The organism is Pseudomonas sp. RA_105y_Pfl2_P56, from assembly GCF_963970845.1.
In the GTDB taxonomy this organism is placed as follows: domain Bacteria; phylum Pseudomonadota; class Gammaproteobacteria; order Pseudomonadales; family Pseudomonadaceae; genus Aquipseudomonas; species Aquipseudomonas baetica_A.
Genome location: NZ_CAXAPL010000065.1, coordinates 1 through 20,174, shown reverse-complemented (window position 1 = coordinate 20,174; position 20,174 = coordinate 1). Strand labels below are relative to the sequence as shown.

20 protein-coding genes are annotated in these 20,174 nt (G+C 58.3%); 16 read left to right on the top strand and 4 right to left on the bottom strand.

Going from position 1 to position 20,174, the window contains the following annotated elements; translation table 11 throughout:
- Nucleotides 1–147: 147 nt before the first annotated feature.
- The 14 genes from AACY11_RS27180 (at nucleotide 148) to AACY11_RS27115 (ending at nucleotide 12,403) form a co-directional block, all read left to right on the top strand.
- Nucleotides 148–984, top strand: a complete 837-nt coding sequence (locus AACY11_RS27180) for a sel1 repeat family protein (RefSeq protein WP_339496170.1) — start codon at nucleotides 148–150, stop codon at nucleotides 982–984.
- Nucleotides 981–1,394, top strand: coding sequence for a lysozyme inhibitor LprI family protein (locus tag AACY11_RS27175; RefSeq protein ID WP_339496169.1), 414 nt, complete (start codon nucleotides 981–983; stop codon nucleotides 1,392–1,394). The genes AACY11_RS27180 and AACY11_RS27175 overlap by 4 nt, the downstream gene beginning before the upstream one ends.
- A 67-nt stretch (nucleotides 1,395–1,461) precedes the next feature.
- Nucleotides 1,462–2,037: a hypothetical protein gene (locus tag AACY11_RS27170; RefSeq protein WP_339496168.1), complete on the top strand. Its 576-nt coding sequence runs from the start codon at nucleotides 1,462–1,464 to the stop codon at nucleotides 2,035–2,037.
- A 100-nt stretch (nucleotides 2,038–2,137) separates the two neighbouring features.
- Entirely contained in the window at nucleotides 2,138–2,626 is a 489-nt protein-coding gene (locus tag AACY11_RS27165; protein WP_339496167.1) for a cell division protein, read from the top strand.
- Nucleotides 2,619–4,061, top strand: a complete 1,443-nt coding sequence (locus AACY11_RS27160; RefSeq protein ID WP_339496165.1) for a TIGR01777 family oxidoreductase — start codon at nucleotides 2,619–2,621, stop codon at nucleotides 4,059–4,061. The genes AACY11_RS27165 and AACY11_RS27160 overlap by 8 nt, the downstream gene beginning before the upstream one ends.
- 9 nt (nucleotides 4,062–4,070) lie before the next feature.
- A complete protein-coding gene (locus tag AACY11_RS27155) occupies nucleotides 4,071–6,521 on the top strand; it encodes an alpha/beta hydrolase (RefSeq protein WP_339496164.1) in 2,451 nt (816 codons plus the stop codon).
- Nucleotides 6,518–7,027: a hypothetical protein gene (locus AACY11_RS27150; RefSeq protein ID WP_339466448.1), complete on the top strand. Its 510-nt coding sequence runs from the start codon at nucleotides 6,518–6,520 to the stop codon at nucleotides 7,025–7,027. The genes AACY11_RS27155 and AACY11_RS27150 overlap by 4 nt, the downstream gene beginning before the upstream one ends.
- A gap of 86 nt (nucleotides 7,028–7,113) precedes the next feature.
- The gene (locus AACY11_RS27145; protein WP_339466450.1) at nucleotides 7,114–7,569 is read left to right on the top strand and encodes a hypothetical protein; all 456 of its coding nucleotides are present in this window, start codon (nucleotides 7,114–7,116) and stop codon (nucleotides 7,567–7,569) included.
- 4 nt (nucleotides 7,570–7,573) lie between these two features.
- Nucleotides 7,574–8,440 (top strand): tetratricopeptide repeat protein, encoded by an 867-nt coding sequence (locus tag AACY11_RS27140; RefSeq protein WP_339496162.1) that lies wholly within the window; start codon nucleotides 7,574–7,576, stop codon nucleotides 8,438–8,440.
- Complete coding sequence (locus tag AACY11_RS27135; protein WP_339466452.1) at nucleotides 8,437–9,198, top strand: lysozyme inhibitor LprI family protein; 762 nt, start codon at nucleotides 8,437–8,439, stop codon at nucleotides 9,196–9,198. Before AACY11_RS27140 ends, AACY11_RS27135 begins: the two co-directional genes overlap by 4 nt.
- Nucleotides 9,195–10,217: a hypothetical protein gene (locus AACY11_RS27130; RefSeq protein ID WP_339496161.1), complete on the top strand. Its 1,023-nt coding sequence runs from the start codon at nucleotides 9,195–9,197 to the stop codon at nucleotides 10,215–10,217. Before AACY11_RS27135 ends, AACY11_RS27130 begins: the two co-directional genes overlap by 4 nt.
- A gap of 154 nt (nucleotides 10,218–10,371) precedes the next feature.
- Nucleotides 10,372–11,391, top strand: a complete 1,020-nt coding sequence (locus AACY11_RS27125; RefSeq protein WP_339466454.1) for a hypothetical protein — start codon at nucleotides 10,372–10,374, stop codon at nucleotides 11,389–11,391.
- A 279-nt stretch (nucleotides 11,392–11,670) separates the two neighbouring features.
- On the top strand, nucleotides 11,671–12,204 hold the full coding sequence (locus tag AACY11_RS27120) for an N-acetyltransferase (protein ID WP_339466455.1): 534 nt from the start codon (nucleotides 11,671–11,673) through the stop codon (nucleotides 12,202–12,204).
- A gap of 37 nt (nucleotides 12,205–12,241) precedes the next feature.
- Nucleotides 12,242–12,403, top strand: a complete 162-nt coding sequence (locus AACY11_RS27115) for a hypothetical protein (RefSeq protein ID WP_221730912.1) — start codon at nucleotides 12,242–12,244, stop codon at nucleotides 12,401–12,403.
- A 114-nt stretch (nucleotides 12,404–12,517) separates the two neighbouring features.
- Here AACY11_RS27115 and AACY11_RS27110 read toward each other — a convergent pair whose 3' ends face one another.
- On the bottom strand, nucleotides 12,518–12,889 hold the full coding sequence (locus tag AACY11_RS27110; protein ID WP_339466456.1) for a DUF6124 family protein: 372 nt from the start codon (nucleotides 12,887–12,889) through the stop codon (nucleotides 12,518–12,520).
- A gap of 519 nt (nucleotides 12,890–13,408) precedes the next feature.
- Here AACY11_RS27110 and AACY11_RS27105 point away from each other — a divergent pair.
- Both AACY11_RS27105 and AACY11_RS27100 read left to right on the top strand, forming a co-directional pair.
- Nucleotides 13,409–13,792: an SCP2 sterol-binding domain-containing protein gene (locus AACY11_RS27105; protein ID WP_339496160.1), complete on the top strand. Its 384-nt coding sequence runs from the start codon at nucleotides 13,409–13,411 to the stop codon at nucleotides 13,790–13,792.
- A 175-nt stretch (nucleotides 13,793–13,967) separates the two neighbouring features.
- Entirely contained in the window at nucleotides 13,968–15,323 is a 1,356-nt protein-coding gene (locus AACY11_RS27100; RefSeq protein WP_339496159.1) for a hypothetical protein, read from the top strand.
- Nucleotides 15,324–15,420: 97 nt separating this feature from the next.
- On the opposite strand, the gene AACY11_RS27095 is transcribed toward AACY11_RS27100, so the two are convergent.
- The 3 genes from AACY11_RS27095 to AACY11_RS27085 form a co-directional block, all read right to left on the bottom strand.
- A complete protein-coding gene (locus AACY11_RS27095; RefSeq protein WP_339496158.1) occupies nucleotides 15,421–16,821 on the bottom strand; it encodes an aminoacyl-tRNA deacylase and HDOD domain-containing protein in 1,401 nt (466 codons plus the stop codon).
- A 79-nt stretch (nucleotides 16,822–16,900) separates the two neighbouring features.
- Nucleotides 16,901–18,976: an ATP-dependent DNA helicase RecG gene (recG, locus tag AACY11_RS27090; protein WP_339496156.1), complete on the bottom strand. Its 2,076-nt coding sequence runs from the start codon at nucleotides 18,974–18,976 to the stop codon at nucleotides 16,901–16,903.
- 9 nt (nucleotides 18,977–18,985) lie between these two features.
- The gene (locus AACY11_RS27085; RefSeq protein ID WP_339433797.1) at nucleotides 18,986–19,915 is read right to left on the bottom strand and encodes a hydrogen peroxide-inducible genes activator; all 930 of its coding nucleotides are present in this window, start codon (nucleotides 19,913–19,915) and stop codon (nucleotides 18,986–18,988) included.
- Nucleotides 19,916–20,174: the final 259 nt, after the last annotated feature.

The following is a 20,174-nucleotide window of genomic DNA, read 5'->3' as shown; positions in this document are numbered from 1 at the left end:
TCGATGGATTTTCGCAAGTCCACGGGTTTGGGGTAGAGGTACACTTTTTCAACTTTGGCGTCGGGTCGCATCATGGCGGGGGCTGGCTCCGGAGAAAAACGGGAGCACAGCATCCGGCGTCAGGGGAACGCTTTGAATGTGTAGTTCATGGAGCGGTTACCTGAGAACAACATACCCAAGGTTGTCGTGCGCAGCGTCAAGCATTTGCCCGCCAATGAATTCAGCATGCTGAGTGCGGAGAATGCTGCAGCGTCTAATCTGGCTATCGAGATTCCGTTTCTGAACAGGGTGGTGGTGCGTGATCAGCAAGGGGCCTTCTTGAAGATTTTCGTCTTCAAGCACAGTGACTGCTGGGTGCTGAACAGTGTTGAAGACTGGACGCTCGAAGCGGTGATGGATGACGTGGCTCGTACTGACCAACCCACACCCGGTGAACGCGAACTGAAAAAAGGCGTGATGTTCGATCGGCTGGTCAACAAGGCGTCTGGCGAATCCGGAGTCTCTTTGTACGCGGCAGCGCTGGATAGCTATGTGGACGGAGCCCGCAAAGGTTCGGCCCAAGCGGCGATAGCGGCTGCGGGGATCAGTCTTTCCGGGCAGGCACCTCGATTGCCGAATGAGCAGATTCTGGAGCTTATGAATCAGGCATTTCAGAGCAATCCCGACGATGGCGTGGCTCTCTCCTTGTTTTACTGCGATGAGGGTGAGTACGGCGATGACAAGGCCTGCATCGATCCGCAAAAGTCGATGGCGACATTGGAAAGCGCCGCGCTACGAGGCTCTACCCACGCACTCCTGCGATTGGGTGAAGTCTACGAAACCGGCACTGTCGTCGCTGCTGATCTACCCCGCGCAATGGCCTGTTATCGCGAGGCCAGCAAGACCGAGCTTAAGTCGGGTCCTGCTGCGGTCGAGCGCTTGTTGGCCCGAGGCGTCGTCATGGACAGCTCAATTGAATGTATTGGCGCAGGTGGAACTCAGTGAATGTCGCCCGTTTGATGTTCTTTGCATTTATGGCGATGTCAGTCTCGTCAGTCAGCTTTGCCCAAGATGCGGATTGCGAGGCCGTGGCCGGGCAACGTGCCGAGTGCGCAGAAGAAGCGATGAAGGCTGCGGATCGCGTGCTTAATGACCGTTACGAAGCGCTGATTGAAAGAGCCGGGTCTCGGTATATTTTTCAATACCAGTCTCGGCATGAAGAGCATAAGGCGTTTCTGGATCGACTGAAAAACTCCCAGCGGGCGTGGATAAAGCTGAGGGATTCGAACTGCAGGCTTGAGGGGTTTGAGAATGAATGGGACAAGCCATCCTATTCTGCAGATCTGAATAGGTGCACCGCGAAGATGAGTCTGGAGAGAGCTTTATATTTGGACGGCATCCTTCCGGCACATTGATGTTGCGCTGATTAATGTTTTTACTTGGTTGGGTGGTGATACGGAAATGCATAAAAGGGCCATTCGATTGAGCGTGCGTCAACCTTGTTTCACCTGGGTGTTCTCGTTTTGCGCGGGACTTCTATCACCGACAGTGTTTGCTCAAGAATCCACCTGCGAGTTTCACGACATCCAGTCAACGCTCGAAGTGGTCAGTTGTCTCAACGAGGGCGCCGTGGAAGTCCTGAAGCTGGCGCCACGCAATCATCCAACTTATGAAAGTGATATCGACCGCCTCCCTACATTTATCGTGCGGGGTAATGACCTTAACGAGGTCAAGAAAACGGTGGGGATGAGTGCTTTGTCGTCGCCCTACAACTTGCTCGTCAAGTTGCCGGATGCTGAGGGAATCATGTATTTCGATCAGTTGCCCGAATCAGCCACTAAAAAACTGGCAATGCCAGGCTGGATACTGATTGATGCCCGAGATGTCGTGTATGGACGACAGGGTGGCGGGGAAGGTTTTGGACTTGTATGCAGTACCCACGAAAAAGCAAACGGCTCTGAATATGTAGTCGTCACGCAATGTAATGGCTTTTACGAAGAAGATATTGCCAGGTTGAAGAATTTACTCGGCGTGATCGAAGCTCACACCGTGCGATAGCGGTCACTGAACGCGACCAAACGTTTTGTCTTCGAGCGACTGACAACACTCATTTTCCTTTAAACTCCCCACCCCCAAAGGAATGCGCTCAGGACACGGAATGCCAGCCCCCTCTTTCTCCCTTCGCCGTGCGTTGGTGCTGTGGCTGTACGCCGCCGCGCTGGTGCATCTGCTCGCCGGTCTGACCCTGAGCTGGGCCGGTCATTCCGGTTTGCTTGACGGTTATTTGCACACCCTCGAACAGATTTTCTGGGGCGTCGACGCGGTGCCTGCCGCCGCCCGCGAACAGCAGGTCTGGTGGCTCGCGCTGTTTGGCGCGACGCTGCAAAGTTATTCGCTGTACATGCTCGCGCTGGTGCACATCGGCAATCGTCTGAAAGCGCCGATGGCCTGGGTCTGGTTGTTGGCCGGCATCCTGCTGTGGGCGCCGCAGGACATGCTGCTCTCGGCGCAAAAACAGGTCTGGTCGCATCTGTGGCTCGACGCTTTTGCGCTGCTCGTCCTGTTGCCACCGCTGATCTGGCTGTATCGCCATGACCGCCGAAATTCCCTTTCCGATACCGCAATGAGTGAGTCGGCCCATGCCTGATTTTTCGCTGCTGGATTGGGCGTTCACGTTGTTGATCGCGCAGGCTTGCCTCGGTGCGCTCGACACCCTGTATCACCACGAACTGACCGTGGCGCTGCCGTATCGCCACAGTGCGCGGCTGGAGTTGTCGATTCACGCGCTGCGTTCGTGTTTCTACGGCGTTCTGTTTCTCGGCATCGCGCACTTGCAGTTCGGCGGCGCGTGGGCGCTGGTGATTGCGTTGTTGTTCGCCCTGGAGATCGGCCTGACGTTGTGGAATTTCGTGGTCGAGGATCGCAGCCGCAAATTGCCGGCCATCGAGCGCATCATGCACACCGTGCTGGCGGTGAACGGCGGGGCGTTTTTTGCGTTGTACGGTGTGCAATTGGCGCAGTGGGCGAGTTTGCCGACCGGCCTGAGCGCTGTGGATTTCGGCTGGAAGGGCTGGGTGCTGACGCTGTTTGCCGTGGGCGTGACGGCGTCGGGGATTCGCGATGGTCTGGCGGCGTTGCGCATGAAGCGCGAGGGCAAGCCGTCCAACCCGTTTGCCGGCGGCGCTTTCAAGCGTGTGCTGGTGACTGGCGGCACCGGGTTTATCGGTGAGACGCTGGTCAATCAATTGCTCGACGCCGGCCACACCGTCAGCGTGCTGGCGCGGGATCCGTTGAAAGCCGCATACCTGTTCGACGGTCGTGCGCGCTGCGTGCGTTCGCTGAGCAAACTCGGCTACGAGGAAACCTTCGACGTGGTGATCAATCTCGCGGGCGCACCAGTCGCCGGGCCGCGCTGGAGCCCCAAGCGCCAAGCGCAACTGATCGCCAGTCGGGTCAACACCACCGAAGCGCTGATGACCTGGCTGAAGAATGCGCGGCACAAACCGGCGTTGTGGGTGCAGGCCTCGGCCATCGGCTTCTACGGCGTGCGCGACGCCAGTGAAAACCTCGACGAACACGCCAGCAAGGGCGATGGTTTCATGGCCGAACTCTGCGCTCGATGGGAAGCCGCCGCGCAACCGGCCACTGAATTTGGCGTGCGTCAGGTGGTGCTGCGCCTCGGTGTGGTGTTCGGCCCGGGCGGTGCGTTGACGCCGTTGCTGCTGCCATTCCGCCTGGGTTTCGGCGGGCGCATGGGCGATGGTCGGCAGATCATGAGCTGGGTGCATCGCGACGATGTGCTTCAGGTGATCGCGCGGGCTTTCAAAGACGACACTCTGCGTGGCACCTACAACATGGTCGCGCCCGAAACGCTCAGTCAGGCCGCGTTCGCCGAGCAGGCCGGCAAGCTCCTCAAGCGTCCGGTGTGGTTCCACATTCCCGCCGCGCCAGTGCGTGCATTGGCGGGGGAGATGGCGCAGTTGTTCTTCGACGGTCAGCGCGTGGTGCCGCAGCGTTTGACCGAGGCTGGCTACACATTCCGCTATCCAACCCTCGACGCCGCTCTGCGCGATCTGACCTGAGGATCGCTCATGAGCAAGCCTTTGATGTACCTGCTGGCCGGCAACGGCAGCGCTGCCGATTGGTGGGACGACGCGCTGCCGTACTTTCAGCGCTACGACGTGGTGCCGCTGGAATTGCCCGGTTTCGGCGCCAACCCGCAGCCACCCTGCGAGGATCTCGCGGACTACGCGCAGACCTTACTGGCGATGACGACGCAGGGCAGCGCGATCATGGCGGTCGGGGTTAACGCGTTGCTGGTGCTGCACGCGTTGCAACGTCGGCCCGGGCACTTTTCTCGCAGTGTGTTGCTGGCGCCGGTGGGCGCGTTTTTGTGGCAGCGTCGATTGCCGGCACTGATGTCGCCGCTGCCGATTCGCAAGACCATCCACTGGCTGCTGTCGACCAAACCCACGCTGTTCGCGCGCAAGTTTTCCAATCAGACCTGGACGCCCGCGCAGTACCAGCGCATGGGCGCCGGTTATGCGCGCTGCCGTGCATTCGTGCCGCACTGGGATCTGATCCGTGCCGACACCGCGCAGCCCTTGCTGGAGTGGATCACCGACCCGGTCGAACTGGTCTGGGGCGATCAGGACAAGGTACTGGGCATCGAACAAGCGGCGGCATGGTCGGCGATTCTTGCGCGCGCAGATCTGACCATCAGCCTGAAACCCGGTTGGGGCCATTACCCGTGGATCGACGCACCCGCGCAGTTTGCGCAGTGGCTGGAGTCGGGCGAGCGCGGGTTTGTTGCGCACACCAAGGGCGGGCGTTTGCGCTTGGCTGAACTGGCCCGGCAACCGGTGCCGGCGGCGCTGACGCTCAACGATTGCGCTGATCCGCGTCTGCCTGCGTTTCTCGCCGCCCAACCCGACGTGACCTGGGCGGTGCGCTCCTCCAGTTATGGCGAGGATCAGGCCGATTCGGCGAATGCCGGGTTGAGCACCACCTATCTGCGCGAGCCGACCGCCAACGTGCCTAAACGCATCGCCGAACTGACGGCCGAAGGCGTCGAGGAAGTGGTGGTGCAGCGCTTCGTCACCCCGGTAGTGTCCGGGATCGCCTTCGTGCGACATCTCTCGGTAGAGCTGGAGTGGGTTGAAGGCCATCTCGAATCGCTGGCCGACGGTCATGTCAGCCCTTCGCGGGCAACGCTTTCGCGGGTTGGCGATGCCTGGCGAAGCGGCGCGTTCACGCCATCCCACGGCTTGACCGAAGAGCGGCTATGGCAATTTCTGCAAGACGTGCTGCGGGTATTTCACTACGTACCAGGCGACGTCGAATGGGCCTGGGACGGCGGGCAACTGTGGCTGCTGCAATACCGACCGATCAGCGACTACGGCTGGCGCCGGCACCTCACCGCCGCCAACATCGCCGAGATCCTGCCGCCGCAACCGAGCGTCTTTGTGGAGTACGCCCAGCGCCGGGCAGCGGCAAGTATTCCGGCGATCATGGCGCGCTGGGATGCGCGGGTGTTGCAGGACAACGAGCCGTTCACCGCTGTGTTCGGTGGCGCGTCCTACATCAACAACGACCTGTTCCTCGCCCGACTCGCCGACTGGGGCATCAGCGCCAGCAACTACGCCGGTGAAGTCGGCGGCGCGACTCCGCATCTGCCGTGGCGACCACTGCGGATGTTGCGTTCGCTGCCGTTGTTCCTGCGCATGCAGCGTATCGCACGCGGACATTTGCTGAGCCTTGAACATGGCTTGCAGCGCTTCGATCAAGAGTTGGCCGAACTCGTCGCCCAGGGTGCCGACGGCCAGCAACTGGCGGATTGGTTCACCCGGTTTTACGTGTTCGTGGTGCAAGGCAATCTGTGCATCGCCACGGCGCTGGCCAGCAGTGGCGACGACTGGCTGGGCCGCCCGCCGACCGCGTACGACAACCTCGAAAACAGCCCGCATCGATTGCCATGGGAGACCGATCCAGGCACCCCTCGACCAGCGTCGAGCGAGCTGCCGCTCCAGCCATTCCCGCAATGGTCAGGGCTGATCCGCCTCGCGCATTCGATCGGCCTGCCGGGCCTGCGTGGTTACTACCTGCAAGTGCGCGAGTGGTATCGCGACAACCTGATGCGCATCTTCTTTCGTCTGCACCACGCAATGCCGTTGGCGGACCGCGAGCACTGGTTTGCGCCGCATCCCGACGTTCGCACCCGAGACGGCAGCTTCTGGCAGGACGGTCGCGAAGGTGCGGAACAGGCCACCGGGTTCATGATTTATCCGGGGCAGGTGCAAGGCATTCTCGGCGCCGACATTCTGCTCGAAGACTCCCTCGATCCGGGGCGACATGCGCATTACCAAACCGCGCGGGCGGTTATTGCCCGCATGGGTGGGCGCTTGTCGCATGGCTCGACGTTGTTGCGGGAGTTGCGCAAGCCGTCGGCGGTAATGCCGCAGGTGGATCCGGCGTGGGTGGGGTGTGAGGTGTTGTATCGGGATGGTGAGTTGGAACTGATGAATTCGAAGGATATGAAGTGAAGCGACTGCTTTTGTTAATGATGAGCTGGCTGCCAATGTCGGGCATGGCGACGGAACTGTGCAACGAGAGTAGCGATACCAAGAACTATCTCTCGCAATGGGTGAAAAGCGCAGATCGAAAAATTGACGTGCATTCGTCGTTCTACGACAACCGGTTTTCTTTGGAAGAGGGCAAGGTCGTGTACCAAGGCGACCTTAATGGTGACGGCCAGGACGACTTCATTTTTCTCTCATATTCAAGTCACGGCTCGGCAGGCGACATGACGTATGCCTTCCTGATCCAGTGCCGTGGTTATTTGAAACACACGGGCGGCGATTACTTCGCCGGGGTCAAGGTTCTGGACGGCCCGCCCAAGAACGGCGGCGATGTCAAAGACATCGAGATCTACTCCTACATCCGGGATAAGCGTGACCAGATTCGCTACAAGGGCAAGGTAGCGATGACCCGGCCACACCTGTGGCAATTCAACCCGCAGACACAGCTTTATGAAGGGCAGTCTGAGTAAACCCTTGGTTCCTACTGCATTTACGGAGTTACTACGTGAAAGGATTTTCGGCTCTTCTCGGCAGCTTGATATTGGCTGTCACATCCATGGCATTCGCCGCCGACCCCGACTTCAAGGATTACACCGTCACCCCGGTATTCACCGGCCCCCATCATGAGCTGGTGCCGCAAGAAAACAGTAACCCGGTGATGGATCAGGCACGGCTGCAAGCCCTGAAAGGCAAGGTCAACTTCGCCGGCCATTACATCCTGCACAGGCTCGGCTGTGGCGGCAGCGCCATTTGCGGCGAAGTGCTGGACGCCCAGACCGGTGAAGTGGTTGGCGGTCTGCCGAATGCTTACGACGGCAGCACGTTCGGCATGGTTTACCACCCCGTGAGCCGCTTGATCATCGTGTCGGGCATCACGCTCGACGGCGAAGAAGATGCCCAGGGGAATGCGTTGGAAAGCAGTAACCGGGATCGTTACTACGAGTTTGTTAACAATGAGTTTCGGCTGCTGAGCATGACCGACGTGGAATCGTCGCCGATGGATGAGGAGTGAGAGGATGAACTGTCTTCTCGCGAGCAGCCTTTCGCTGTTGCTCTTGCTTCCAGCGTTTGCCGCTGCCACCGACAGTAACTTTGCAGAAGATCCGCCAATTGTCGGCATCGACGTGCACACGGTTACGTTTCGAGCGAAAAAATGGACGATGCCCGGCGTTGAGTCGGCGACCGCATGGTTCACCGCAAACGTTAAAACCTTCCCGCTCTTCGGCGCCGACATTGGCGCCGATGGGCACTCCAATATGCTCAGTCCTGACAAGAAAACTCTGCTGCTCGATCCAGTGATCTTCGGCATGTTGTCGCTCGAAAACGGTGAGGAAAAACTGGAGTCGCAACAGCATTGCGTTGTGATCTCCATGGAGACCGGTTGCGTGCTGGCTGATCGTTGGGCCACTTATTGTGTCGGCCAGTGGAAGGGCAATCAGTGGGTTTCCGCAGACGGCGATGTGCTTACTCCTACTCTGGAGACGAAGTCCCCAAAGAACTTGCTGAAATATGTCTCAAGTATCGAGCCGGTGCAGTCTCGCGCAGAGTCCATCGAGTCGAGCCTGAACTTTCTAAGTCCAGAGTCCTACATGGCGTGTCATCCCCCGGCGCAAAATGTTCAAGTCTACAACGACCTCGGCTTTTATCTGGCCGAGGGCGGTAGAGATGAGCTGGCGCTGAAGTTTTATCGAGGCGTTGAGGCGGTCGGTGAACGCACAGTGCTGATGCTGAACATGGCGGATTCACTGTGGCGATTGAACAAGAAAGACGAAGCACAGCGCTATTACCGCGACTACGGCGAAGCGATGACTGCCGCTGGCAAGGCACAGAGAGTTCCGCAACGTGTCTTTGAGCGATCGAAGCTTCAGGGAATGAAAAATTGAACAGGTTTGCCCGTTTTATCGTGTTGGCCCTTGGGCTGATGTCCGCTTCAATTGCGTTCGCTGAGGATACTTGCAAGGTCATTACCGTGAGTTGGCAATACCTTGAATGCGTTGAAGCCGACCGTAAAGCGGCCGACGCAAAACTAAATGCCAGCTACAAAAAACTCATGGCGCGCTTCGCTTCTCAGCGAGAGGAAGAACCTGCACAGGCTGAGGCGTTTATGGCAATCGCCAAAGATTCACAACGTGCCTGGCTCAAGTTGCGCGACACCACATGCTTGCTGGAGGCCACAGAAGTGGAACCCGGCTCACAGGCGCAGTCCTTGATGATCAGTCAGTGTGTCGCCCGGATAAGTCTGGAGCGTGCCGGTTATCTGGACGCGATCGCATCCGATCGACCGAGTGATGTGACTAATATCAGTCAAGTGTCTGGATCTGCCTCTCAACGCTTCGGCGATGTCGTGGCTCGCTACGTCAATACCTTTGGCAATCCTTGCCTGACTGTTCAGATTCTCGCGCCTGACGGTAACTGGAGAGTGCTGTCGTCCAGGCAGTTTTGCACTTTCGATGGCAAGAGATTCTGGAGCGACTATGCCGACGCAGGTTTTGAGGATCATGCGTTTGCCGAGGATGGGTTACACGTAACGCTCAGCCTGACGGAGCTTCGTGCACCCGGAGAGAAGCGCCTCGAATGTGTAATTCCGATTCAGAACGCGCAAATCCAAGAGCTGAAATGCGGCGCACCTGAGTCGACATGACAATGAACTATGGAAGGAAAATGGAATTGGGCAGGTTTTCAGGTTTTCTCTGTGCCATTGGACTCATGGCCGGTTTGTCGGCTCAATTGGCATTGGCGGGCGATCCACAAACCATCGGTGAGTTGCATCCGCCGGTGGTGGCGTCTTTGGGCGGTCAACAGATCACGGTGTTCTTTCTGAAGAACAACCTGAAAGAACAAGCGACCGGAGTTCACGTTCCCACCGCCGAGATTTTCTATTCAGCCTTGAACGCAGCCAAACCCACGCTGAACTATGTGTGGAAGGTGGAAGGCGAGCAGATAGCCTCGGTGTTCTTCTTCGAGCACAAATCCCCCGCGCGCGCCGGAAAGTCGATGTTTGTTCTGACAAAGAACAAAATCTCGCACAGCCATTTCGAAGGTGATTCCTACTCGGTGCTGGAATTGCCGCTCTTCAAGGATGGTGATCAATTGTCTATGCAGTTCTTTCGAGGTGACCCGCCAGAACCCGAATTCCAGAACTGCCGAGACGGTCTGGATCTGGAGGACGACATAGAAGTCGAATGTGCTTACAAGGATGCGGCGAGCATTAAGCAGCGTCTGGCAGACTTGGATGCAAAGATGATTGCGGGTTTAAAACTGGATCAGGGCAGCCGTCAGGAGCCACTCAAAATCGAGGGTGATACGGCCAATGTCGCTTGCCCCTCCACCGACTTTTCAGCGTTCCTCGCAGCCTTCTCCGAGCGCGCCGATGTGCAGAAATCCTTCCTCCAACAGCCACTGAAAATGGTCACGACTGTGGCCGGCGATCCTGAGCCTGAGATGGAAAAGCGCAGCCTCAGTGGTGATGAACTCAAGTTTCCAATCATCTTGGATCAGGCCAAACGAGAAGTCCAAGGCCTGACATTGACCGTCAAGGAAGAGCGGGGAGATCACGCCGTCGCCATCTTGCAAAAGCCGGATACCGACTATGTCTTCGAGTATCGGTTTGTCCGTGGGCAATGCTGGCGGTTGGAAGAAGTGATGGACTACTCGCTTTAAAACGCAGAGAACTGGGCACAAGAAAGAAGTCTGTTCAATCAGACCCGTAAATCATGAGCAGGGAAGTAAGTTGAAAAGATTAGGCTTGGTCGCGTTATTGCTGTGTTCTTTCTCTGTGGCAGCGGGGCCGATGTTTCCGTCCCTCAAGTCGTGCATGGACGCCGGCAGCGACTGCGCGTTCGCGTTGAAAGACAATTTTCTGGTGGACGCACAATCCGGGCAACGTCTCTCCGAGGAGGGAGAGTCGGCCGGAGCGATGAGTAGTTTCTGGTTGTATCGAGATGGTGACCGCTACATCCTGGAGAACGAAAATTACTCCCGGGCGAAGTCGCGTCGTTGGCTGGTGTTTACCTATCACAGCGGCAAGGTCGTACTCGACGGCGCCTATATCTTCTCGATAGACATTAATCCGGAGACCGGTCCCTACTGGCATGGCTACGACTGTCGAGGTGATGCCAAGACGTTCGCAGTGCCAACGAAAGAGCCATTCAGTGATGTGGCTTTGGAGGCGCTGTGCGGGGAGGCCGAAGGCTGGGTTGTCTCGGGTCGGGACACCGAAGTGCCGGTATCTGCCAAGGGGCTGGCCGTCAGTGTTCCCGTTTACCACGCCCGCAACCGGGATGGTTCAGCGACGTACCTGTTTACTGAAAGCGATGTTCCGGACCTTTCGAAACTGGTGTGTTTGTCCAATTGCGCCGATGTCACTCAAACACCGGAGCGTGTCTCGCGAGAAACAGCGCCATTGAAGGGCGGGCAGGACGAGACGTTGTGTTCGGATGACGAATCCATTTACTTCAGTTGCCCGTTGCAGGGCGGCAAGACGGTTTCCATTTGTGCGCAAGGAAACAACAAGCCCACGGCCGGTTCTGTTCAGTACCGTTATGGCGTACCGGGAAAAATAGAAATGGTCTATCCGAAGACTGCCTCGCCGCCCAAGGGCAAATTCTTCGTCGTGGATGCGTCGGAAGGCAGCGTGAACCTGAACATCATCAAGTTCAAAAGCGGTGCTTATACCTACCTCGTTAATCAGGCGTTTGTGAGTTATCTCTCAGTACTCAAGGACGACAAGGTTGTGTTCCGACAGTCTTGTAATGCTGGTGGTGATGCATACATCCACCGCGCAGCGATTTTCGGATTGGAGGCACGTCCAAAAAGTGCAGAGGACTTTCGCTAACCGTTGTTGAGGATCAGGAAAGGGGACTTAACGTCCCCTCTTTTCATCCGCAAATTTCGCTACGACTTGGCTGCGCCGCTCTGCACTCCGACGTGGTCGAGCGTCCCTTCCGAAGTCAGTCTCATCCCGTCCTGCCGATGAGCGATTGCGTAAGTGGCTGAGGTTAGAGGGCCGCGAATTGCTCGGGCCAGATAATCAATGTCAGGGTATTTCTGTTGATATTCACAAGCTTTCAAATGCCGATATTCTCATGACCTTTAAAGTTGCCAGTGATTGTCCATGTCCAGAAATCGAGGGAACGGGTATCGCTACCAGATCTGGCGATCTGAAGCGCGTAAGGCAGCGGAAGATCTGGCGCGCGGGAACCAGAACCTAATAATCAGAGGTATTGATACAACGCAAATTCGATATGAGCCCATTACTCCCGTTGCCATCGAAGCCGCCGATCTTTGGGGAGATGAGGTTACCTTGTACCCGTGGCACGATGTGCATCAATGGAAGCAAACAGACACCCGTGGTTTTGACGTCTCGATTTGGTTCGACCAAGAATTGTGTGGGCTGTGTTATGCGTCGCCTCGCAAGAGCAAGCTGTGCATCAAGATTGTGATTCTGGAGGGTAAGCCGGATAGATCTCATCCGTTGCGGGGCGCAGTGGCCGCTTTGGCATTAACCGCGATTGAAAACTACGCGATCTTAATAGGCTGTACGGAAATTGAAGTTCAAGAACCAGCAGCCGGTGCTATACCGATGTATGAGAGTCTAGGGTTTGCCTTTGATCCGACGGGCCGGCTTGTTATTGGGGTTGAGCAGTAATACCATCCAGTCAAATTTAGAGACCCGAGAGGTTTCCATGAAAAAGTCCAAACATGAACCCAAGCCTATGATGGCTGCCCGGTTCCAGGCTGAAGCTCGTGAAGCTTTGGCCAAGCGTTCCGGTAAGCGCAGCCGCTTTCTGGATGTTGCTCTGTCCAACGGCTGTGATTTCGAGCCTGTCGGTCGACTGGCCGGTTGAAGGTTTTGGATTCTCAAAAAAGCTGCCCTGATTGGCAGCTTTTTTGTGTCTGGATTTTTGCAGGCAATTGCAGAAAGGGGACTTAACGTCCCCTTTCTGCATCCGCAAATCGCTTCACGGCTTGGTCGGCGTACAGCGCACTTCAATGTGGTCGAGCATGCCTTCGACCATCAATCTCACGCCGTCCGACATTCTGCTCAGTGCCAGCGCGACTGAGCGGCGTGAGCCTTCGAGGTCGTCGGCCAGGTCGGCGGAGATGACGCTGATGGACAGTAGGTCTTCCGAGGCGTTGGCCATGAGGGCTTCGGCGTCGGTTCCGGGGGAGAGGCTGAAGAGGCCGCCCTGGCGTTTTGGTCGTGGTTCGACGGCGGGTTTGAAATGGTGATCGAGGGCGCGCTCGGCGGCTTCGTGGAATTTCTTTGATTCCAGAGATTCGTAGGGCGAAACGTCTGGGTTTTCTGGGGGATTGGGTGTTGGTTTGATCATTCGGTCTTACTCCAGTTAAAGAAGCCGACACCGTTTCGCTCGCACTTCGAAAGTGGTGGCAGCTGTGCATAGGTGTGCAAGACCGGTGGAGTAACCCGGCAGACCCGAAGGTCTCCCATACACAGCAGCCATAACGATCCGCGAGCATAGGAAAACGCTCGGCGAATTGCCATAACCAATGTGTACTCCCGCCGGACTTGCACGTCCGTATCGCCGATTTTGAGGCGACACACAGAGCCTATCCACATCGCACCAACTCGCCTAGTTCATGAACACCCCGGCGCTTTGCAGGAAATTTCCCATAGGTTTGCGGGGTGGAAGATCAAAAGATCGCAGCCTTCGGCGGCTCCTACAGAAATGTGTGTCGGCAGGTGTAGGACGTTGCTCGGATAAGTGTGACTTGGCAGTCATCGTGCGAGAAAACACCAGCATCCTCTTCCAACATTACCGAACAGTGGCGTTATCGCTTGAAGCCGCTACACTGCGCCGGCCGTTCATTTTCCTTTTGAGGCTGTGCGCATGAAATTTCGTTTTCTTCTGTGGATGATGGGTTTGTTGATGGGGAAGGCCAGCCGGACAAATCCTGCGTTCCAGCAGCAGTTAGGTGACAAGGATCTGGTGTTTCAGCTACAGACGCTGGATGGGAAAGTGGCGCGGCATTTCGTGGTGAAGGATCAGCGGATCACCAGCAAGTCCGGCACGTATGCCGAGCCTGCGTTTGCGATTGCCTTCAAAGATGCGGCGTATGGCTTTGCCACGATGCAGGCGAAGAACAAGCAGTTGGCTTTCATGCAGGGGATTCAGGACAAGTCGATCCAGATCAAGGGCAACCCGGCGCTGGTGATGTGGTTTCAGGGGCTGACCAAGTATTTGAAACCGAGAAAGGCCAAGCCGAAGGCTTGATTGTTGGCGCGAGGGGAGCTTTGCGGTTCTCAGCCTTAGCCTCTGGCGTGGGTGTTTTGGCTTTCAAAGACAGTCGAACTGTCATTTCTATCAGGTGTGGAAGCGCTATTGGCAGTGTTCTAATCAAGTTAGATCCCGTAGCGCGGGATTTCCCGACACTTGCTGGAGAACCCACATGACTCAATCCACATGTACCACCCAGGCAGGCACGCTCGATCCCTCCTTTGCCAATGACGGCGTGCTCAATTGGGGCTTCCCCGAATTTTCTGCTAAGGCCCCGCAAGCGGTCGTTTCGTTGCCTGACGGCAAGTTGTTTGCAGTGAGTCGCTCGTCCGGGACGCCCGCCGGTTTTGTGGTAGTTCGGTTGACCGCTACCGGGGAGCTTGATTCAGGGACGGGGTTTGGTCAAAACCAGCAAGGTTTTACCGAGATATCTCTTCCCGGTACGCACGTTAACTTCATTTACGGCATTAGTCTGTTAGCGGATTACGGGGTGCTGATTACTTGTCAGTACCATAGCGAAGAGAGTCTCGGAGATGCAGCCGTTCGCCTGCTAAAGGATGGTCGTCTTGACGAACGCTTTGGTGAGGGCGGAGTTGTTTACTTCGATCCTCTGAGTGGCGGAACGCCTGAACAGGTGCGAGGAATTCAAGCGCGTATCGCCGAACGAAGAGCCGCAGGCGATGGCCTCAAAGAGCTCAGATTCAGTAGTCCATCTCCAACTACGGTAGTTGAGCAAACGGATGGCAAGATCGTCTTGATGACCTCGGCGGCTGATTATTCTGTCGGTGAACTCAAGGGCTTGGTCGTTCGGTTAAATCCGGATGGCACGTTCGATAAGTCGTTTAACGGAACCGGTAGTGCTTTCGTCCAACTAGAAGGGGTCATCGAAAATTACGGTAGAGGCTTGGCCGCCCAGCTAGATGGCCAACTAGTCGTATTTGGTGAATATCGTACTCATGGCGATCCCGGCTGGTACGTCACACGCTTTAACGCTGATGGAAAACAAGACGTGCAGTTTTCGACCTTGATGTTGCCAAACCCGGGATATCTCTTGTCGATTTACAGCATAGCGGTAAGGGAAAAAGATGGCTTGATCGCCCTCGTCGGCGGGCTATTTGAAACTGTTCATACAGGGGTGGGAGCAATTTTGGTATTGAACCGTGACGGTGCATACAACTTGGTGTTTAACCAAGGGAAGCCCTTGTATTCCAAATTGATGGACATGGGCCAGCAGTGGAGCCGTTGTGCGTTTGGCTCAGAGGGGGGCGGTCGTTTGATTCTGTCGGGAACCGGGGGGAGCGAATTTGTGACCGATCACACATTTTCGATCAGTGCGCGTTACTTACTGACTGGGGAACTGGATCTGACATTCAACAAACAAGGTTGGGTGGTGTTCGATGATCGGGACGGATTGGAAGTGGCCAGAGATATGGCAATCACCGCAGACGGTCGGATTGTTGTATGCGGTGAAGTGGTATCCAGACAGGGTTCAACCCAAGGTGGTTGGATAACTCGATATCTGGGGTGAAGGGTCGGCAGTCAGGTCAAGTTGCATTCATCGCGGGCAAGCCCGCTCCCACAGGGATCGCGTAGATCTTGTGGGAGTGGGCTTGCCCGCGATGCGTTTAGGCCTGGCTGAATTGCGAAGCCAGCTCACGCAGCAGAACTTCAGCTTCAAGCACTTTGCTGACGACGTCGTTGGCTTTATCGCGGGTCAGGCCGACGCGTTCGAGCAGGGCGTCGGGGATGTCTTCATCCGGCCCCGAACCGATCCCGCGCCCGCGCAGCAGGCGCACGGCCAGGCAAACGAGGTTCGGGTATTCGGCGTAGGCACCGTCATAGCTTGGGTCGTGCTGGAAGCGCAGGGCGGTGGCCAGCTCATCGGGCATGTCCCAGTAGCGCATCAGCCACGAGCCGATCTGTTCGCGGCTGATACCCAGCAGGTGTTGCTCGATGTAGCTGTGGCACAGGTGCGGGTTGACCTCCAGGTGGCGGCAGATCAGTGAGAAGTGCGGCGGAAACACGTGGGCCAGCAACAGGTAACCGAAGTTGTGCAGCAGGCCGGCCAGATAGGTCAGGCCGGCTTCCGGGCGCTGGGCGCGCGGCATGGCGCGGGTCAGGCCTTCGATGACGGCGGCGGTGTAGATCGACTGCTGCCAGTACGGCGTGGTGTGTTGCGGGTGGTCTTTTGGCAGGCTTAAGGTCTTGCCGAGGGCCAGGCCCAGCGCGAGGTTGATCACCAGATCAAAACCGAGCACGCGAACGATCGCGTCTTCCACCGAACGGATCTTGCCCGGCGAGGCGTAGTACGGCGACGCCGCCCAGCTCACCACTTGTGCGGCCAGTGCCGGGTCGGTTTCAACGACGCCGGTGATGTCGTCGATAGTGGCGTTGGGGTCGACGCGCAGTTTGATGATTTTTTGCGCAGTCTCGGCCAGCGGTGGAATCTCGATGGTCGCTTCCAGACGCTGCTGAATGCGCCGCGCAGTGAAGGCTTGTACGGCCTGGGTGATTTCCTCGCGGTCATCGTCCGGGCGGTCGAGGTTGGGGCGGATGCTGCTCAGGGCTTCGCCGAAATTGGCGGCGCTGGCCTTGGTCAGCATGGTCTTGAAGGCTTCGCTGGTGATTTCCAGCAGCAGGCCCGGCTCGCCGGAGTTGATCAGCAGCTTCGGCTCACGCAGCAGGCTTTCTTCGTAGAGGCACGGCGAACTGGTCAGCGCCGGCAGGCCTGGCAGCAGGCTCAGACTGTGTTTGCCGAGCATCTTTTCCAGGCGCTCGGTGGACACGGCAGTCAGGCGCCGGCCAGTCAGTTCGGCGAGGCGATTGAGATCCAGCAACTGGCTCTGTGGAAACAGCACCATCAGCGCGCCGACGGTGTCGTCCAGCAACACGGCTTGTACCTTGCGCGATGCATTGAGGCCGTGGTGGTCGAGCACTTCTTCGTAGGCGATGCCCAGCTTGCCTAGCAGCAGCCGAATGACAGACGGCGCGTGCGGGGGTTCGGGGGCGAGAGCGGCTTCGGTCATGGTCTGTATCCGTTTTTGAAACAATGGCAGGAGTATAACCAGCTTGATCAGAACGATCTGTCAGAAACTGCGACGGTGCTCACACTTGGCCGTATTGCTGCCCGTGGCGCAGCCAGCGGTCGAGCAATGGGCTGACGTGAGTCGGCCAGCGTTCCAGCAAGGCTTGTGCGGCGTCGCGCACGGCAGGCAGCAGGTCGGCGTCGCGCATCAGGTCGGCGACCTTGAATTGCAGCAGGCCGGTTTGGCGGGTGCCGAGCATTTCGCCGGGGCCGCGCAGTTCGAGGTCTTTTTCGGCGATGACGAAACCGTCGTTGGTCTCGCGCATGATGCCCAGGCGCTGGCGACCGATCTGTGACAGCGGCGGATGATAGAGCAGCACGCAATGGCTGACGGCGCTGCCCCGGCCAACGCGGCCGCGCAACTGGTGGAGCTGCGCAAGGCCCAGGCGCTCGGGGTTTTCGATGATCATCAGGCTGGCGTTGGGCACGTCGACGCCGACTTCGATCACTGTGGTGGCGACCAGCAGTTGCAGGTTGCCGGCCTTGAATTCAGCCATGACGGCGGCTTTCTCGGCGGGTTTCATACGCCCGTGGATCAGCCCGACTTTCAACTCGCCAAGGGCGGCGGTGAGGTCTTCGAAGGTGGTTTCGGCAGCCTGACAGGTCAGCTCTTCTGACTCTTCAATCAGCGTGCACACCCAATAGGCCTGACGTCCTTCGGCACAAGCACCGCGCACCCGTTCGATGACTTCGACGCGGCGGGTGTCGGTGACCAGCACGGTGTTGACCGGGGTGCGTCCGGGCGGCAGTTCGTCGAGGATCGAGGTGTCGAGGTCGGCGTAAGCGCTCATCGCCAGCGTCCGGGGAATGGGCGTGGCGGTCATGATCAGTTGGTGCGGGCACATGCGCCCGCCGACGCCTTTCTGCCGCAGCGCCAGCCGTTGCTGCACGCCGAATCGGTGCTGTTCGTCGATGATCACCAGCGCGAGGTTCTTGAACTGCACTTCGTCCTGGAACAGCGCGTGAGTGCCGACCACCATTGGCGTGCCGCTGGCGATCTGCTCCAGCGCGGCGACGCGGTTCTTGCCTTTGAGCTTGCCGGCCAGCCATGCGACGTCGATGCCCAACGGTTCGAGCCAGCGCTTGAAGGTGATGAAGTGTTGCTCGGCGAGGATCTCGGTCGGCGCCATCAGTGCGACTTGATAACCGGCCTCCAGTGCTTGCAACGCGGCGAGGGCGGCGACCACGGTTTTACCGGCGCCTACGTCGCCCTGAATCAGCCGCAGCATCGGTTCGTGCTGACTGAGGTCGTAGGCGATTTCGTTGCCCACCCGTTGCTGGGCGCCGGTCGGGCTGAAGCCGAGGTTGGCCAGGTATTTCGGTGGCAGTTTTTTCGCTTTCGGCATCGCTGGCGCGCGCAGGGAGCGCATGCTTTCGCGCAGACGTTGCTGTGACAGTTGATGGGTCAGCAGTTCTTCGAAGGCCAGACGATGCTGGGCCCAGTGATGACCGAGGGCGAGTTCGTCGACGTCGGCATCGGCGGGCGGGTTGTGCAGGTAGCGGATCGCATCGGCCAACGGTGCCAGTTGATAGTCGCGAGCGAGTTCGGTCGGCAGCCAGTCGGGCAGGGTGCTGGGCTTGAGCAGGGTCAGGGTCTGCATGCACAACTGGCGCAGGCGCGCTTGGGTCAGGCCTTCGGTGAGCGGGTAGACCGGGGTCAGGGTTTCATCCACCGGCGGCGGTTCGTCACCGGTGATGGCGCGGTATTCCGGGTGGTAGATTTCCAGTCCTGACGCACCGGGCCGGGCTTCGCCGTAGCAGCGAACCCGCGTGCCGCGCTTGAGGCCTTCTTTCTGTGCGTTGCTGAAATGGTAGAAGCGCAGGCTGAGACCGCCGGTGCCGTCCTGCAGACGCACGACAAGGCTGCGCCGGCGACCCATGACCACATCGGCGCCGCTGACGGTGCCTTCGACCACGGCGTCCTGTCCCGGCCGCAACGCGCCGATCGGCACCACACGGGTGCGATCCTGATAGCGCAGCGGCAGGTGAAACAGCACGTCCTGAAGATTCTCCAGGCCGACCTTGGCCAGTTTCTCGGCCATGGCTTCGCCGACACCCTTGAGTGCCGTCACCGACACTTGCGACAGCTCCGTCATGACGCTCGCTTAACCGGCGGTGACCGGTGCCGCTGGCTTGGCCACCGAGCACAGGCGAATGGAGTCGGCGAGGATCTCGATGGCTTTGGGCCGCGGGAAGCTCGCGCGCCACGCAATCGCCACGGTGCGGAACGGGACCGGCGCCGACAGCGGCCGCACTTCGATCACGCCCGGGGCGTAGTGGTGGCTGTCGACTGCCGACAGCGGCAGGATCGAGATGCCCAGCCCCGACGCGACCATGTGGCGAATGGTTTCCAGCGAGCTGGATTCGACCGTGGTGTGCTTGGCGCCATCGTTGCCCTTGGTCAGGGTCGGGCAGGCCTCAAGCACCTGGTCGCGGAAGCAGTGGCCTTCGCCGAGCAGCAGCAGGCTCTTGTCGTTGAGCAGGCCGGCGTCGATGGTTTCTTTTTGCGTCCACGGGTGCTGGGCTGGCATCAAGACGTAGAACGGCTCGTCGTAGAGTTGCAGGGTCAGCACGTCGGCTTCGTTGAACGGCAGGGCGATGATGATCGCGTCGAGCTCGCCGTTGCGCAGTTTGTCGCGCAGCACGTGGGTGAAGTTTTCTTCGATGTACAACGGCATCTGCGGGGCGACCCGGTGCAGTTGTGGAATCAGGTGCGGGAACAGGTACGGCCCGACGGTATAGATCGCGCCGACTTTCAGCGGCGCGGTCAGCTGGTTCTTGCCGGCCTGGGCCAGTTCGCGAATGCCTTGGGCCTGCTCAAGGACTTTCTGCGCCTGGGCGACGATGCCTTCGCCGACCGGGGTCAGGCGCACGGCGCTTTTGCTGCGCTCGAAAATCAGCACACCGAGTTCGTCTTCAAGCTTTTTCACGCCCACCGAAAGGGTCGGCTGGCTGACGTGGCAACGCTCGGCCGCGTGGCCGAAGTGCTGCTCTTGGGCGAGGGTAACGATGTAGCGTAATTCTGTGAGGGTCATAGCAAGCGTCCATGAAGATGCGGGCCAAGCATACCGGCTGCGATCGATAGACGCACGTTATCAGACTGAGGGCGGCGCGCGACACCGGGCAATGTGGGGTTTGCCGCGGGCAGATAGGCAAAAGGCACCTTTGCAGACTGTGTGAAAACCTAGCAATCTGCGCAGCGCTCAATGAAAATGCTCCGTATCGAAAGATACGGAGCATTTTTCGTTATGGCTTACATCCAAGGAGAGTCTCGCAGCCAGACCAGCCTGTTTC

What these genes read in the sequence shown, in the direction of transcription:
- AACY11_RS27180 (WP_339496170.1), top strand. Translation starts at nt 148, where the DNA reads ATGGAGCGGTTACCTGAGAACAACATACCCAAGGTTGTCGTGCGCAGC.
- AACY11_RS27165 (WP_339496167.1), top strand. Translation starts at nt 2,138, where the DNA reads ATGCCAGCCCCCTCTTTCTCCCTTCGCCGTGCGTTGGTGCTGTGGCTG.
- AACY11_RS27160 (WP_339496165.1), top strand. Translation starts at nt 2,619, where the DNA reads ATGCCTGATTTTTCGCTGCTGGATTGGGCGTTCACGTTGTTGATCGCG.
- AACY11_RS27155 (WP_339496164.1), top strand. Translation starts at nt 4,071, where the DNA reads ATGAGCAAGCCTTTGATGTACCTGCTGGCCGGCAACGGCAGCGCTGCC.
- AACY11_RS27145 (WP_339466450.1), top strand. Translation starts at nt 7,114, where the DNA reads ATGGCATTCGCCGCCGACCCCGACTTCAAGGATTACACCGTCACCCCG.
- AACY11_RS27140 (WP_339496162.1), top strand. Translation starts at nt 7,574, where the DNA reads ATGAACTGTCTTCTCGCGAGCAGCCTTTCGCTGTTGCTCTTGCTTCCA.
- AACY11_RS27130 (WP_339496161.1), top strand. Translation starts at nt 9,195, where the DNA reads ATGACAATGAACTATGGAAGGAAAATGGAATTGGGCAGGTTTTCAGGT.
- AACY11_RS27125 (WP_339466454.1), top strand. Translation starts at nt 10,372, where the DNA reads ATGGACGCCGGCAGCGACTGCGCGTTCGCGTTGAAAGACAATTTTCTG.
- AACY11_RS27120 (WP_339466455.1), top strand. Translation starts at nt 11,671, where the DNA reads ATGTCCAGAAATCGAGGGAACGGGTATCGCTACCAGATCTGGCGATCT.
- AACY11_RS27115 (WP_221730912.1), top strand. Translation starts at nt 12,242, where the DNA reads ATGAAAAAGTCCAAACATGAACCCAAGCCTATGATGGCTGCCCGGTTC.
- AACY11_RS27110 (WP_339466456.1), bottom strand. Translation starts at nt 12,889, where the DNA reads ATGATCAAACCAACACCCAATCCCCCAGAAAACCCAGACGTTTCGCCC.
- AACY11_RS27105 (WP_339496160.1), top strand. Translation starts at nt 13,409, where the DNA reads ATGAAATTTCGTTTTCTTCTGTGGATGATGGGTTTGTTGATGGGGAAG.
- AACY11_RS27100 (WP_339496159.1), top strand. Translation starts at nt 13,968, where the DNA reads ATGACTCAATCCACATGTACCACCCAGGCAGGCACGCTCGATCCCTCC.
- AACY11_RS27095 (WP_339496158.1), bottom strand. Translation starts at nt 16,821, where the DNA reads ATGACCGAAGCCGCTCTCGCCCCCGAACCCCCGCACGCGCCGTCTGTC.
- recG (WP_339496156.1), bottom strand. Translation starts at nt 18,976, where the DNA reads ATGACGGAGCTGTCGCAAGTGTCGGTGACGGCACTCAAGGGTGTCGGC.
- AACY11_RS27085 (WP_339433797.1), bottom strand. Translation starts at nt 19,915, where the DNA reads ATGACCCTCACAGAATTACGCTACATCGTTACCCTCGCCCAAGAGCAG.